General features: G+C 70.0%; 5 protein-coding genes and 1 tRNA gene. 4 read left to right on the forward strand and 2 right to left on the reverse strand.

Translation table 11 applies throughout. The features are described from left to right. Window positions 1-132 precede the first annotated feature (132 nt). The 3 genes from AB0J62_RS09425 (at window position 133) to AB0J62_RS09435 (ending at window position 1,133) form a co-directional block, all read left to right on the forward strand. Complete coding sequence (locus AB0J62_RS09425; RefSeq protein ID WP_363866429.1) at window positions 133-576, forward strand: DUF3052 domain-containing protein; 444 nt, start codon at window positions 133-135, stop codon at window positions 574-576. After that, window positions 573-1,037 (forward strand): peroxiredoxin, encoded by a 465-nt coding sequence (locus AB0J62_RS09430; protein WP_363866432.1) that lies wholly within the window; start codon window positions 573-575, stop codon window positions 1,035-1,037. The genes AB0J62_RS09425 and AB0J62_RS09430 overlap by 4 nt, the downstream gene beginning before the upstream one ends. A gap of 21 nt (window positions 1,038-1,058) precedes the next feature. Further along, window positions 1,059-1,133: transfer RNA gene (locus AB0J62_RS09435), tRNA-Val, on the forward strand. Here the strand turns inward: AB0J62_RS09435 and AB0J62_RS09440 are convergent. Further along, on the reverse strand, window positions 1,090-3,075 hold the full coding sequence (locus AB0J62_RS09440; RefSeq protein WP_363867735.1) for a carboxylesterase family protein: 1,986 nt from the start codon (window positions 3,073-3,075) through the stop codon (window positions 1,090-1,092). The two genes, AB0J62_RS09435 and AB0J62_RS09440, sit on opposite strands and share 44 nt — an antisense overlap. On the opposite strand from AB0J62_RS09440, the gene AB0J62_RS09445 reads away from it, so the two are divergent. Continuing rightward, complete coding sequence (locus AB0J62_RS09445; protein ID WP_363866435.1) at window positions 3,030-13,502, forward strand: amino acid adenylation domain-containing protein; 10,473 nt, start codon at window positions 3,030-3,032, stop codon at window positions 13,500-13,502. The genes AB0J62_RS09440 and AB0J62_RS09445 overlap by 46 nt on opposite strands. A gap of 422 nt (window positions 13,503-13,924) precedes the next feature. On the opposite strand, the gene AB0J62_RS09450 is transcribed toward AB0J62_RS09445, so the two are convergent. After that, on the reverse strand, window positions 13,925-14,854 hold the full coding sequence (locus AB0J62_RS09450) for an ROK family protein (protein ID WP_363866438.1): 930 nt from the start codon (window positions 14,852-14,854) through the stop codon (window positions 13,925-13,927). Window positions 14,855-15,004: the final 150 nt, after the last annotated feature.

Consider the following 15,004-nt stretch of genomic DNA (forward strand, 5'->3'; position numbering starts at 1 on the left):
GCCACGCGGATACCGGACACGTCACGGACACCTGGTGCATACTTGCGCGACGCGGTACGACACGATGGACTATCGCTAACTGAGTGGTACTGACACCTACCCCCGGGCAGCGGGGACCACGGAGGAGGACACGTGAGCGCGACCGCGGACCACGCGGACGGCAAGGGCGGAGTGCCGAACATGGCCTCCCGGCTCGGCCTGGAGCCAGGCTGGGTCGTCCAGGAGATCGGGTACGACGATGACTGCGACGACGAGTTCCGCGATGCGATCCGGGAGATCACCGGCGAAGCCTTCGTCGACGAGGACACCGACGAGGTCGTCGACGTCGTCCTGCTCTGGTTCCGCGAGGACGACGGTGACCTGGTCGACGCCTTCTTCGACATCTTGACCGACCTGAAGGCCGGCGGGATCGTCTGGCTTATGACGCCGAAGGTCGGTCGCGACGGGTACGTCGAGACCAGCGACATCGCCGAGGCCGCCCCGGTGGCGGGCCTGGCCACGACCAGCACGCTGAGCGTCACCGATGACTGGTCCGCGACCAAACTGGTGGTTCCGAAGTCCGGCCGCCGCGGGTGACGATCCCGGCTGCCGGCAGCCGGGCCCCCGATTTCAGCACTCGGAACCAGTACGGCGAAGAGGTCCGGCTGAGCGACTTCACCGGCCGGCGGGACGTCGTACTGGTCTTCTATCCGTATGCCTTCAGCCAAGTCTGCACCAGTGAACTGGCCGCACTCCGGGACCGCCCGGACCTGCTCGCGGCCGCCGAGTTCCTGGCGATCTCGTGCGACCCGATGTTCACCCTCCGTGCGTACTCCGACGCACAGGGTTTGAACTTCGGCCTCCTCACCGACTTCTGGCCCCACGGCGAGATCGCCTCGTCGTACGGCGTCTTCGCTGCGGACCGCGGCTGCGCCCTCCGCGGCACCTTCGTGGTGGACCGCACCGGAGTGGTCCGGTGGTCCGTCGTCAACCCGATCCCCGATGCCCGCAACCCCGACGACTACGCGGAGGCACTGGCAGCCCTGAACCTCAGGTAGACTCCTCCGGTCGTTTGATCCGGGCGGATAGCTCAGCGGTAGAGCGCTTCCCTTACAAGGAAGATGTCGGGGGTTCGATCCCCTCTTCGCCCACCATCTCCAGTTGTTCGAACAGCTGACCCGCCCACAATCGGCGTGAGGTCTCCTCGGGGTACGGCGTGACCGTCAGTTCCGTGGTGAACACGGCGGTCTCTCGATGGTCGGTGTCGTACTCGGGCCAGCCGGGGTCGCCCGTGTGAGCGAATCTGGTCCAGGCGGTTCGGAAGAGCTGTGTGACCTGGTCGGCGTCAGGCAGCTCCGACGGGTCGAGCAGGAAGCCGAGCAGGGGCGTGGTGCCGAACACCAGCGGTACGTCGAGACCGTGGCATGCGCCGAGACCGGTGTCCGGCCACGCAAGCTCGTAGGCGTACGCACGGCCTCCGCCGGCGACCTGCGCCTCGGCCAGCCGATGGCTCGGCATCCGGAACAGCCAGTCGGAGTGGGTCAGCTCGTACAGCTGCTCCGCGGTCGCGTCCGGGTAGGCCTCGCGGTAGCCGGCCGGCGCAAGCATCCGCAGCGCGGTCGCGGCGTGCTCGTCGGTCAGGTTGCCCAGCCGGCCATCGGCCGCGAGCATCAGCCGGTACTCGTCCCGCGTGTGACCCGCGATGAGATCGACACCGCGGCCCGCTCCGTCGGCCAGCGCTTCGAACGGCGTCCGCGGCAGTACATCGCCGTCGACGACCGGCGCGAACGGGATCCCCAGGTACGCCGCTGTGCCCCACCGATCGGTCTCCGACCGCATCCCGGTGGTCACTGCGTCCGAGGCATCGACGAGGTCCGAGATCGAGGCCTTTCGAAGATTGTCGACGGTGGGCGCGAGGTCCAGCAGGTCGGCGATCGCGGTCATGATGTCGCCGGCCAGCGGCGGCGAGAAGAAGGTCCCCGGCGCACTCTGTGTGATCGCCCTTCGGAAGAGTCCGGCTGCCAGCGGCATCGCGAGCAGCGCCGCGATCGAACCCGCGCCGGCTGACTCACCGAAGACCGTCACGTTCTTCGGGTCGCCGCCGAAATCGGTGATGTTCGCGCGCACCCACTCGAGCGCAGCGACCTGGTCGAGCAGCCCGCGATTCGCCGGAGCGCCCTCCAGTTGCCCGAACCCGTCGACGCCGAGCCGGTGGTTGAACGTCACCACGACCACGTCACCCTCGCCGGCCAGCCGCGTCCCGTCGTACGACGGATCGCCGGACTGACCGATCGCATACGCGCCGCCGTAGACCCACACCATCACCGGGAGCCTCGCGCTGGGGTCGGGCGACCAGACGTTGACGGTCAGCCAGTCGTCGCCGGTCGCCGGGTTCGACGGCGGGCCGAAGACCAGCGACAGTGGCGGCGGCGGTCCGAACTCGAGCGCCTCGCGTACGCCGTCCCATGCTTCCGCCGGCTGCGGCGCCGCGAAGCGCAGTTCGCCTACCGGCGGACGGGCGAACGGAATGCCGCGGAACACCGCCAAACCGTTCTCGCTGCGTCCCCGAACGAGTCCGGAAATCGTGCGGACCTCTGGACCCGTCTCACTCATTGGCCCATGTTCTCGCCGTCGGCACGCCGTGTCGTCAGGTTTGTTGCAGGTTTGCCGTCGTGGGCCGTATCGGAACGCGCTGACACTCGTTGTGATCGGTGTCGTGAGTCGCACAATTCTTAACCATCGGCTGGTGAGAACGGACTCCTCCAGGGCGGGTCGCGGCTGGTAGGGTTCACGGCTGTCGGTCGGCGCGATGACATACCGGGGAGACCCGGTCACGGCATCGTTCCGGCAGGCGGAAATACGGGGCTGCTTTCGGTGTGAAGTGAGGCGGGTCTGCCCTGAACCCGCTCCGTCCAGTTCGGGAGGCGCGTGTCCGTGGGTCGCCAACTGGTCGGCGTCTCTACGCTCGTCGCCGGCGTGTGCACGCGTCCCGTCGTCCCCGCACCTGAGCCCCCGATGCAGCCTGTCGTGCAGCTGGTGGTGGCATCGGCGTGAGAAGTGGCGCAGACCGGCCGGCGATCTCCACCGGGCCGGCATTGATGATTCCCGCCGGGTACCCGCGCGACCTGCCGAGCGCGCTGCTGCGGGCCGCTCGCGACTTCAGCGCCGCCGGCGTGGTCGAGATCGGGCCGGACGGCCGCGAGACCAAGCTCGACTTCCCGACACTGCTCGAGCTCGCTGCCCGGATCCTGGCCGGCTTGCGCGCGAACGGCGTACGCGCCGGTGATCCCGCCGTCGTGCACTGCACCGAGCCGGTCGGCTTCTTCGCCGCGTTCTGGGCCTGCACGCTCGGTGGCATCCGCCCGCTGCTGGTCGCGCCGAACCCTGGCGGCGACCGGACCGAGGAAGGCCGCGAGCGGCTCCGCAAGATCACCGACCTGCTCGGCTGGACGGTTCTGATCGGCCGCCCGTCCGACCTGCCGAACGACCTCGGCCTGCCGGTCCTCGACCCCGACGCGATGGCCGGCCACGAGCCCACCTCTGACTTCCACCGGCCTGCCGCGGACGATGTCGCCGTACTCATGCTTTCGTCGGGATCGACCGGTACGCCGAAGATCGTGCAGCTGACGCACCGCGGTCTGGTGGAGTTCGCCGCCGGTACGCCGGCGATGCTGCCGGTGCGGCCGGGGCAGACGACGCTGAACTGGTTGCCGCTCGATCGCAGCGGCGCGTTCCTGCTGTATCACCTGCTGCCCGTGTTCACCGGGTGCACGAACATCCACGTGAACACGGACTGGGTGCTGGCCAACCCGCTGCGCTGGCTCGACCTGATGGACCAGCATCGTGTCAACCACTCGTGGTCGCCGAACTTCGGGTACCGGCTCGCGACCGCTGCTGTCGCGGGGGAGCCGGATCGGCATTGGGACCTTTCCGCGCTGCGCAGTCTGGTCAGCGGCGGCGAGCAGATCACCGTGCCGGTGATGTCGGAGTTCTTGCGCGTGACGAACCGGTTCGGCGTCGTACCCGAGACGTTCGTCGCGGCGTGGGGGATGACGGAGACGGTCACCGGGATCACCTTTGCGCGGCCCGGGCTGACGCCGAATGTGCATCGCGTCCGCATCCCACCGACCGGCGTGGTCGAGTGGGTGGACCAGCGGCCGTCGTCCGGCAAGGTCGCCGTCGCCCGGCCCGGCAAGCCACGGACCGAAGTACCTGGCGTTCTGTCGCTCGTGTCCGTCGGGGCGCCGGCTCCTGGTACGACGGTGCGCATCGTGGCTCCGAACGGCGCCGTCCTGCCGGAGGGCCGGATCGGTCAGCTGCAGGTCGCGTCCGCTCGGGTGACGCCCGGGTACCTCGGGAACCTCGAGGCCGACCGCATGGCGTTCCCGGTGGGGAACTGGCCGGCCCGCAAGTGGCTCGCGACCGGCGACCAGGGCTTCATCACCGGCGGCCAGGTCGTCATCACCGGCCGGGACAGCGAACGCATCATCATGTCCGGCAAGCTCCACTACGCCCACGACATCGAGTCCGTCGCGGCGACTGTTGTCGGCGCGGAGCACGGTCTCGTGGCTGCGTGCGGTGTCGCGGACGAGGCGTCCGGGACCGACCGCCTGGTCGTGTTCTACGCGTTGACCCCAGACTCGGTCCCCGGCATGGACCAGGCCATCCGAAGCCTCATCCAGACCCGGCTCGGGCTGTCGGCCGAGGTCGTCGGCGTACCCCGCCGCGACTTCCCCACCACCCCCGGCGGCAAGATCCTCCGCCCGCTCCTGAAGCAACGCTGGATCGACGGCACCCTCCTCCAGCCCCCCGCCGCCCCCCATGTAGAACCGGCAGGCGCCACTCCCAACTCCGGCCCCACCGGCCAGGGCCCCTCGGCAACCCCCGAAACCACGCCCTACGCCGACGAGGACCCCTCAGAACGCACCACCGAACTCCCGGTAGTCCGCCTGGCCTGGAAACGCGAACTCCAACAATCCATCCCCACACCCCCCCAACGCCCCACCCTCGGCACCCCCCAACCACCTCCCGAGCACTCCGGGTCCGAGCAGCCCGCGTCCGGTGAGGCCGCGTCCGGTGAGGCCGCGTCCGGTGAGGCCATGTCGGAGCAGTCAACCTCCGAGAGCGTCCCCTCCCCGCAGGCAGCACACGAGCAGTCGCCCCCCGATCAGCCCACGTCGCGGCAGTCGGCCTCCGACCCGTCGGCCTCCGCCGTGCCGGCACCTGCCGCGACTGCGCCAGACACTGCAGAGTCAGAGCAGCTGTCACCCGACCAGGCACCCACCAACCAGACGCCACCCGAGCAGGTGTCGGCCCACCAAGCGAGCTCCGCCGAAGCCACATCCGAGCAGCTGGCACCGGAGCAGTCGCCACACGAGCAGTCGACATCCGCTTCCGTTGGGCCCAGTGCTGTTATGTCCGAGCCGGGCACCGCCGAGCCCGCACAGCCGGAGCCTGCACCATCCGAGCAAACCGCGTCCGATGCCGCGCCATCCGAGCCAGCCGACGCGCCGGCCTACATACACACCGATCCGTCCACAGGCTCTGCACCCTCAACCCACGCAGAGTCCTCGGTAACCAGCGAGCTTCCGCCGGCACCCTCCAGACCCGAGACCCCGCCAGCACCCGCGGTCGAGCCGCCCGCCTCCGACGCCGCCGAAGCTGAGCCTGAGCCTGAGCCAACGTCCGAATCCCGCACGCCCGCAGCACCCGCCGGTGCCGATTCGCCTGTGACAGCAACGCTCGAAGACCAGCCTGCAGACGAGCCACCTGCGTCCGAGGCCACCGCCGTACCGGCGACCGATCCCGAGCTGACTTCCGAGTCCAGCACGCAGGCAGCATCCGCCGATGCGGCCGAGCTCGAGCGCACCCCCAAGCTCAACGGATCGGACTCGCCTGCAGCTCCAACGCCTGAAGCCGAGCCCGCAGACGAGGCACCCGCACGCGAGGCCACCGAAGTACCCGCGGCCGAACCCGAGCTGACGTCCGAGACCGCCGAGTCCGCCGAGTCCGCCGAGTCCGCCGAGTCCGCCGCGCCTGCAACGCTCGCGTCTGACGCCACCGCGGCACCCGCGACTGCAGCCGAGTCGGATGCAGAGTCCACGGCGACATCGCCCGCCGCTGCAACCAACGCAGTACCTGCGGACGCTCCCGAGTCCTCCGCCGAAGCCGCCACGCCTGCAGCGCCCGAGTCCGACGGCACCGCAGTACCTGCGACCGAGTCCGACTCGGCCGCGGAGTCCTCCGCGACACCGCCCACGGCGACTACAACCGCCGTACCTGCAGACGAGCCCGGCCTGTCCGCCGCGCCTGGCGCACCGACGTCTGAAGCCAACGCAGTACGCACGGCCGAGCCCGAGGCCGTCGGGGCCGACTCGCCCGCGTCTGAGGACGAGTCCGCGGCTGGGCACCCCGTGGCTGAGGGCGGCGCCACACAAGAACCTGGCACGGAGCAGCAGCCAGACGCCGTACCTGCGACAACAGACGAGGCAGACAACGGACAGCTCGTCGACGAACCCCAGGAAGCTGAGCAGGCCGCGCACGAACACGCATCTGTTCAGGCGGAAGGTCCTGAGGGCGACGGAGAGTACGAACGCTCGTCGCGTGACGCCTCGACCGACGACGAGCCAACTGATGCTCAGCCGGCGCCGGTAGCTGCGGACGCTGAGGTCGAGGAACAGTCCACCCCCGAAGACCTGACCGACGAGCAAACCGCCGAGGCAGAGTCCGAGGTAACTGACCCCGCCGAGTCCGACGCACCTGAGACCGCGGAGCTCGAGGCAACCGAGTCAACTCCCTCCGCCGAGCCCGACCCGAGCGATGCCGAAGACGTGGCCGCCGACGAGGCCCAAGAGGCAGGCACCGACGAGGCCCAAGAGCTAGGCACCGACGAGGCCGAGCAGGCGGGGACCGACCAGGCCGAGCAGGCAGGCGCCGACAAGGTTGACGCAACTGAGGCCAACGCGGCTGAGGCTGCTGTAGCGGACGACGCGGTGGCCGACGCAGTGACGGGTAAGGCGACTGCGTCCGACGTACCCGCGTCCGACGTACGCGCTTCCGACGCAGCGGCGTCCGAGGTACGTGCGTCCGCCGACGTTCCTGCTGCCGACGTTCCTGCGTCCGACGTACCCGCGTCCGACGTACCTGCTGCTGAGGTACCTGCTGCCGACGTACCGGCCTCCGACGTACCGGCGACCGACGTACCTGCGTCCGACGTGCCCGCGGCCAGTACGTCCGCGACCTCCCTGGCCGCGCCTGTAACCGCAGCACCTGCAGGAGCTGCGGCTGCTCCCGCGGCGACTGCAGCTCGTGTGAGTGCAGCACCCGCGACCGGTATGCCTGTGTCCGGCGTGCCCGCGACCTCGGCGTCTGCGTCCTCCGTGCCTGCGGCCTCCGCGGGGCGGGCGGGTGTGGTTGAGCCGGTGGCGGTTGTGGGGCTGGCTGGGCGGTTTCCGGGGGCTGAGGGAGTTGGGGAGTTTTGGGAGAACTTGGTGGGGGGTGTGGAGAGTGTTCGGCGGTTCTCGCCGGAGGAGGTGGGGCAGGGGGACGGGGCGGTTGCGGTCAGTGGGGTGCTCGAGCACGTCGAGTCGTTCGATGCGAAGTTCTTCGGGTTGAGTGACCGCGAGGCGGAGTTGATGGATCCGGCTCAGCGGTTGTTCCTCGAGGTTTGTCATCAGGCGTTGGAGCATGGCGGGTACGCCGGTACGTCGGGGCGCGTCGGCGTCTTCGCGGGCTCGGGCATGAACCTGTACAACCGCCAGCACCAGTCGCGCGACTCGCTCGCCACCCGGGTCGCGTACCGCCTCGGTCTCACCGGACCCGCGATCGGCGTGCAGTCTGCGTGGTCGTCGTCGCTGGTCGCCGTACACCTGGCTTGTCAGGCGTTGCGTTCGGGCGATGCTGATCTCGCGCTCGCCGGCGCCGCCGCCGTACAGGTGCCTCAGGCAACGAGTTACCACCCGACGCCGGAGTCGATCCTGTCGCCGAGCGGCCATGTGCGCGCGTTCGCCGCGGACGCCGATGGCACGGTCGGAGGCAACGGCGTGGCCGCGGTGCTGCTGAAGCGTCTCGACCAGGCCCTCGCCGACGGCGACACGGTGTACGCCGTGATCCGCGGTACGGCGGTCAGCAACGCCGACGCCCCGTCCGGGAACCAGGTCGAGCTGATCGAGCGCGCGCTCGAGCGAGCCGGGTTCGACGCCGACTCGCTCAGCTACATCGAGGCGAACGGGATCGGCAGCGCTACCGCCGACGCGGCCGAGGTCCGCTCATTGACGACCGCGCTGAGAAGGCACACCGACAAGGTCGGGTTCTGCACGATCGGGTCCGTGAAGCCGAATATCGGCCACCTCGACAGCGCCGCGGGCATGGCCGGCCTGATCAAGACGATCCTGATGCTGCAGCACCGGATGCTCGTGCCGACGATCAACTACACCGCGCCGAACCCGGCGCTCGGCCTCGACGGCAGCCCGTTCGTGATCGGCACCGAGGCGCGCGAATGGACGGCCGACGGTACGACGCTGCGCGCCGGCGTCAGCGCGATCGATGCCGGCGGCACCAATGCGCTCGTGATCGTCGAGGAAGCGCCGCGGCAGATCCGCCGCGGCGACGACGGCCCCGTCGTACTCCCGCTGTCCGCGCCCGACCCGGACGCCCTGGCCGACCTGGTGGAGTTGTACCGCACGGACCTCGACCACGGCACCGGCCATCGGCTCATCGACCTCGCCGGTACGGCGGCACTCGGCCGTCCCGCGCACCGACACCGGATCGCGGTCGCGGGTGGCACCGAGGCCGAGTTGGTCGAGGCGCTCGGGTCCGCGCAGGCAACCGAAGTACCGCGGGGTGGACCTGGTCCGCTGGGCTACGCGTTTACTGGTCAGGGTGCTGCGCGCCGCGGTATGGCGGCCGGGCTCGCCGCACGCTTCCCGGTGTTCCGGTCGGTGCTCGACGAGTGCGACCGCGTGTACCACGAGGAGACCGGCGGCAGTCTGCTCGAGCTACTGCTCACCCCGGCGGCCGGTACTGCGGAAGGCGTGTGGCCGACCGAGACCGCGCAGCCGGCGCTGTTCGCGTTCGAGCTCGCACTCGCGCGGCTCTGGCAGTCGTTCGGTGTGCAGCCCGCGCTCGTTGTCGGACACAGCGTGGGGGAGTACGCCGCTCTGTGCGTCGCGGGCGCGTTGTCGCTGCAGGACGGCGTACGACTGACCGCGAAGCGCGGCGAACTGATGCAACGCGGAACGGTGCCCGGGGCAATGGTCTCGGTACGCGCGGATGCCGATCGGGTCCGCGAGATCGCCCGCACCGCGGGTGTGGAGGTTGCTGCAGGCAACGGTCCGCAGTCGTTCGTGCTGACCGGGTCCGAGGTGATCGTCGGACAGCTCGCGGCGCAGCTGGATCGGCTCGAGGTGGCCTGGCAGCGGCTGGATGTGGATCGGGCGTTCCACAGTTCGTTGGTCGATCCAATACTGGCCGACTTTGCCGAGATCGTCGGCGAGATCACGCTGAAGCCGTTGCGGACGCCGATGGTGTCGAGCTGGTCGGGCGATCTGCTCGAGTCCGGGACCGTGCTCGACGGTGACTACCTGGTCGGGCAGTTGCGCCAGCCGGTCCTGTTCGGGGATGCGGTCGAGGCGGTCACGGCCGCTGGTTGCCGGCGATTCCTGGAGCTCGGGCCCGACGCCGTACTGAGCCCCGCCGGTCGCCGGATCGCGCCGAACAGCACGTGGATCCCCGCGCAGCGCCTCGGGCAGGATCCGGTGCTCGCGACGATGAACGGGCTGGCCGAGCTGTACGAGCAGGGCACCGAGATCGCCTGGGCGAAGGTCTACCCGGACGGCGGCCGCGTGCCGTTGCCGACGTACCCGTTCCGTCGCGTGTACCACCCGGTCGACCCGTCGGTGACGGTGCTGGTCGGTCCCGGTACGGCGGTTGCCGGGGACAACAATGCGGCCGCGGCGCGCGTGCAGCCGAATCCGTTCGAGCGGGCCGCTCGGGCGCAGGCGCCGGTGTTCGAGCCGCCGTCGAACGCGGCGGTGAAGCGGATCCCGCTGGACCCGCCGACGCTCCCCGCGGAGCCGGAGCCGACGGTGGTCGATGAGGGCGAGCGCTCGCCGTTCGCGCTGCCGGCCGAGACGCACGCGATCGACGCGGACTACCTGACGCAGGCCGGGGCGCTGTCCGGGAGCGAGGCCGAGCGGTACCGCGAGTCGTTGAATGTCGTGCTTGATGCGACGTGTGAGCAGTTGAATCTAGATCCGTACGACCTGACGGTGGACCACACGTTCGCCGAGCTCGGTGCGACGCCGGCGTCCATGGCGCCGGTGATCGACGAGATCAACAGCCGGTTCGACGCGGAGTTGGCGCCGGACGATCTGTTCCTGACGTACACGACGCCGCACAAGCTCGCGACCGCAGTCGCGGTCCAAACCGCAGAACCTGAAGCCGAGGCCGAGCAGGCGGACCGTGCAGCGTCGGATGAGAACGTCGAGCCGGCTGAGGAAGCGGAAGCGACGGACGCGGCTGACGCCGCGGAGGATGCTGCGGTCGCTGGGGTTGATGAGGATCCCGCGGAGCCGGTCGTTGAGCAGGCGCGGGATCCTCGGGCGGCGTTGGCTGTGCTCGGGTCGGGGCTGGCCGAGCTTGCGGCGAAGGTGGACGAGGCTGCGGCGGCGACCAGCGAGGCTGAGCTGCCGGGGAGTGGGATGGCTGCGCTCATGTCGCAGCAGCTCCGCGTGGCAGGCCAATTGGTCGACGGCGTCACGCAACTCATGCGCGAACAACTGGCCCTCCTCGGCGACCAGCCAGACGACGCCGAGCAGACAGAGCACACAGAGCAGGACGTCCAGGCCGAGCAGGCCGACACCGCGGACGAGGTGGAGCAGGACGCCGCGGCAACAGACCGGCAGAACACCGCGTCAGCCGGCCAGCGGAACACCGCGGCAGCCGGTCAGCAGAACACGGCGGCCACCGGCCAGCAGGACGCCGCGGCAGGCGACCGGCAGAACGCCGCGGCAGCCGGTCAGCAGATCACCGGGGCCACCGGCCAGCCGAACACCGCGGCACCCGGTCAGCAGAACGCCGCGGCCACCGGCCAGCAGGACGCCGCAGCAGCCGGCCAGCAGAACACGGCGGCCACCGGCCAGCCGGATGCCGGAGCGACCGACCAATCGGATGCCGCAGATACCGATCAGCTGGACACTGCCGCAGGCGGCCAGTCGGACGAGTCCTGGGTTGATGAGGATCTGGAGGCTGCGGCGGCGCGGCAGGCGACCGCTGAGGCGCGGCGTGCCGACCTCGGGTACTGGAACCAGGTGCTGGCCGGTGCCGAGCCGTTGGTGCTTCCTGCGGATCGTGTCCGGACGGCCGGCGACGACACCGTTGCCTCGGTCAAGCAAGAGCTTGAGGAAGAGCTCGGCGATGCGGTGTTCGCCTTCAGCCGGGAGCGCAAGCTGAGCCCCGTGATGACGATGCTGGCCGCGGTTGCCACCGTACTCGGCCGGTTCGCCGCGCAGGAAGACGTGACGATCGGCTCCGCGCTCAGCCGCCCCAAGGGCGACACCTCGACCGCGGCCCGCCGCGCGCTCCCGTTGCGCATCGACCTGTCCGGCGAGCCCGAGCTGGGCGAGCTCGCCCAGCGCGTCCGCGACATCACCGCCGGCGCGTTCGACCACGCCGGCACCGACCTCGCCGTACTGGAGCGCGACCCGCTCTTCCAGATTCTCGTCGACTTCGAGGACGGCGACGACGACCTGCCCGCGACCGTCGACCTGCGGTTCCGCCTGACCCACCACGGCGCCGGCATCATTTGTACGGCGGACTACCGCCCCGGACTGTTCGAGCAGGCAACGATCGAGCGCCTGCTCGACTACCTCGCCGAAGTGTTGCGCAGGGCAACGAACCGGCCGGACCTGCGGATCCCGCAGCTCGTCATCCCGATCGAGGAAGACCTCAAGGCGCTCCGCGAACTCGAGGGCGACGTCGACCCCAGCGGTCCGGTCGGCCGGGTACGCCGTGACGCCGTCGTCGCCGGCGAGCTCAGCGGACTGCACACGCTCTTCGAGCAGCAGGTCGCCCGTACGCCGGACGCGATCGCCCTGGTGCAAGGCGATCGCGAGCTCACGTACGCCGACCTCGACCACCGCTCGAACGCCGTCGCCTGGCAGCTGGTCGACCTCGGCGTGAAGCCCGGCCAGCTGGTCGCAGTACGCGTTGCCCGAGGCACCGAAATGGTCGTCGCGGTCCTCGCCGTACTCAAGTCCGGCGCCGCCTACCTCCCGTTGGATCCCGGAGTACCCGAGTCCCGCTGGGCGTTCATGGTCCAGGACGCCGCGGCCGTCGCGCTGGTCGGTGACGACGCCGCGCTGGCCGATCGGCTCGGTCTCAAGCTCATCCCGGTCGCGGCAATGGACAACGACCCCCGAGCACGCCAGGCCCCGCCGGTCCGCGCGGCGGCCGATGATGTTGCCTACTGCATCTACACGTCCGGATCGACCGGCAACCCGAAGGGCGTCATCGTCCCGCACCGCGGCCCGGTCAACCTGGTCCGGCACTACTTGCGGACCCGCCGATCGCTGCGGACGCTGCAATGGACCTCGTTCGGCTTCGACGTCCATGTGCAGGAGATGTTCACGACGCTGGCCTCCGGCGCGGCGCTCGTGCTCATCGGCGAGGACGACCGATACGACCCGGACGCGGTGGTCGCGGCGCTATGCGATCACAACGTCGAGCGGTTGTTCATGGCGTTCAGCCCGCTGACTGCGCTGCTGGCGACCATGCGCCGCCTGCCCGAGCTTCCCGCCCTGCGTGAGATCGTCGCGGGCGGCGAGGCGATGGTGCTGACGCACAAGGTCAGAGACTTCCTCACCGCGCACCCGGACTGCCGGCTGTTCAACGAGTACGGCCCGACCGAGGCGTCGATCGTGACCACGATCCACGAGGTCGATCCGGCCGAGGACCGGCCCTCGATCGGTCGCCCGATCGAGGGTGTCGTCGTACGTCTCCTGGATGCGGCCCTGCGGCCCGTGCCGGTCGGCGCGGTCGGCGAGATCCACCTCGGCGGCGCGGCCGTGGCCCAGGGCTACATCGGGCGCCCGGAGGAGACCGAGCACGCGTTCGTGCCGGATCCGGGCCACCCGGGCGCGCGCCTCTACCGCAGCCGCGACCTCGGCCGCTGGCGCGCCGACGGCATGCTGGAGTACCTGGGCCGCGCCGACGACCAGGTGAAGATCCGCGGCCACCGGGTCGAGCCGGGCGAGACCGAGCACGTGCTGGCCGACCAGCCCGGCGTGGTCGACGCGGTCGTGGTGGCCCAGCCGAACCCCGGCGGTGACACCTGCCTGATCGGGTACGTCGTCCTCGAGGACAGCGATCCCGCCGTCCTCGCGCGGTTGATGCTTGACCTGGGCAAGGAACTGCCGATCTACCTCGTGCCGGCCGATCTGATCCCGATCGAGGAGCTCCCGCTGGACGACAACGGCCGCCTCGACCGCACCCGGCTCCCCGAACCGGAGTGGCTGAAGCCGTAGAGGTCGGTTCTGCACCGTGGGCGAGGGGTCAGGTTCGGTAGCAGCCCTCCCGCTGGCCACCGACCGCCGTCCACGATGCAGAACCCGCGTTCGATCTCGTCCCTCCACCAGATCGATCACTCACCAAGCCGGTCGGACGCCTCCTGAAGCTCGGCGGTTCCCGACCTGCGGGTCACACGGTTGCGGCGGGTGAGTCTCCTCGCCCGCCGCTCACGTGTCCGGTTGATCCAAGGCCCCCCTCGATCAACCGCTCCGGCCGGTCCCAGGCCCCCCTCTGACCGTCCGTGGATGACGGTGCCCCCACCCCATCCATCCCTTGAATCGGGTGGGACAGGGCAGGCGTTACACAGATTCCTGAGATTGGTAAAAATTGCGCAAAGATGCGCGAGATAAGCCTTTCCGAGCGGACGATGTTGTGCGGTTCAGGCGACGGAGGCCCAGGCGAGGTGCGCCGCGCCGAGCAGTCCGGCATTGTCCAGCTGGGCGGGCTCCACGGTCAGATCCGCGACGAACGGCAACTGCGCCAGCCGCTTCACCCAGGCCTGCACCGGGTCGAACAGCACCGGTCCAGCCTTCGCGACCCCTCCGCCGATCACGACAGTGGTGAGATCGACGGTGACCGCGGTCGCCACGATCCCGGCGGCCAGCGCCTGCGCGCCGTCATCGAAGATCGCCAGCGCCAGCGCGTCACCGGCCGCGGCGTCAGCCGCCAGTACGGCGGCATCGACGTCCTCGTCCGTACGCCATCCTCGCCGCTTAGCCCGCGCAACCATCCGCGGACCGCTCGCATAAGCCTCGACGCACCCGTAAGAGCCGCAAGCGCACGACTCGCCGTCCTGGTCGACCACGACATGGCCGATGTGCGCCGCGTTGCCGGACTGCCCGATCCATGGCCTGCCGTCGACGACCAGACCGCCGCCGACGCCGGTGGACACCACGATCCCCAGCAGCGTGTCCGCGTCCCGGCCGGCACCGCTCCAGAACTCACCGAGCGCGAAGCAGTGCCCGTCCAGCCCAAGAGCCACGGGTACGTCGCCGGTCAGTGCGCGCACGCGGTCGACCAAGGGGAAGTTGCGCCATCCGGCGATGTTCACGGGGGAGACCAGGCCGTGCTGCTGGTCGAGCGGACCGGCCGAGCCGATGCCGACGGCCAGGGGAGTGACGTCGCCGCGGACGCGGTTGATCAGCTCGCCGAGCGCGGCGAACACCTCGTCGGCGTCGCCGGGCGGGGTGAGGATCCGGTCGCCGGTGAGAATCGTGCCGTCAGCGGACACCAAAGCGGCGGCCATCTTCGTGCCGCCGATGTCGATGCCCAGCACGGTCTCCCGCGCCATCGCTTCGTCGTCGCTCATCGTCCCCCCGGTCAGGGCGGTCAGGTCGAGAGACAACGTTATCCGTAGTCGGCCCGAACAGACAGAGGTGATTGCAAGTAATCGCGGCAAACCCGCAGGAAGACGGCAGTTAACTGCCATGACAGGTCCTGACAACGATGCCCCTCCGGG

Source organism: Kribbella sp. NPDC049584, assembly GCF_040675555.1.
Lineage (GTDB): Bacteria > Actinomycetota > Actinomycetes > Propionibacteriales > Kribbellaceae > Kribbella.

What these genes read in the sequence shown, in the direction of transcription:
- AB0J62_RS09450 (WP_363866438.1), bottom strand. Translation starts at nt 14,854, where the DNA reads ATGAGCGACGACGAAGCGATGGCGCGGGAGACCGTGCTGGGCATCGAC.
- AB0J62_RS09440 (WP_363867735.1), bottom strand. Translation starts at nt 3,075, where the DNA reads ATGCCGGCCCGGTGGAGATCGCCGGCCGGTCTGCGCCACTTCTCACGC.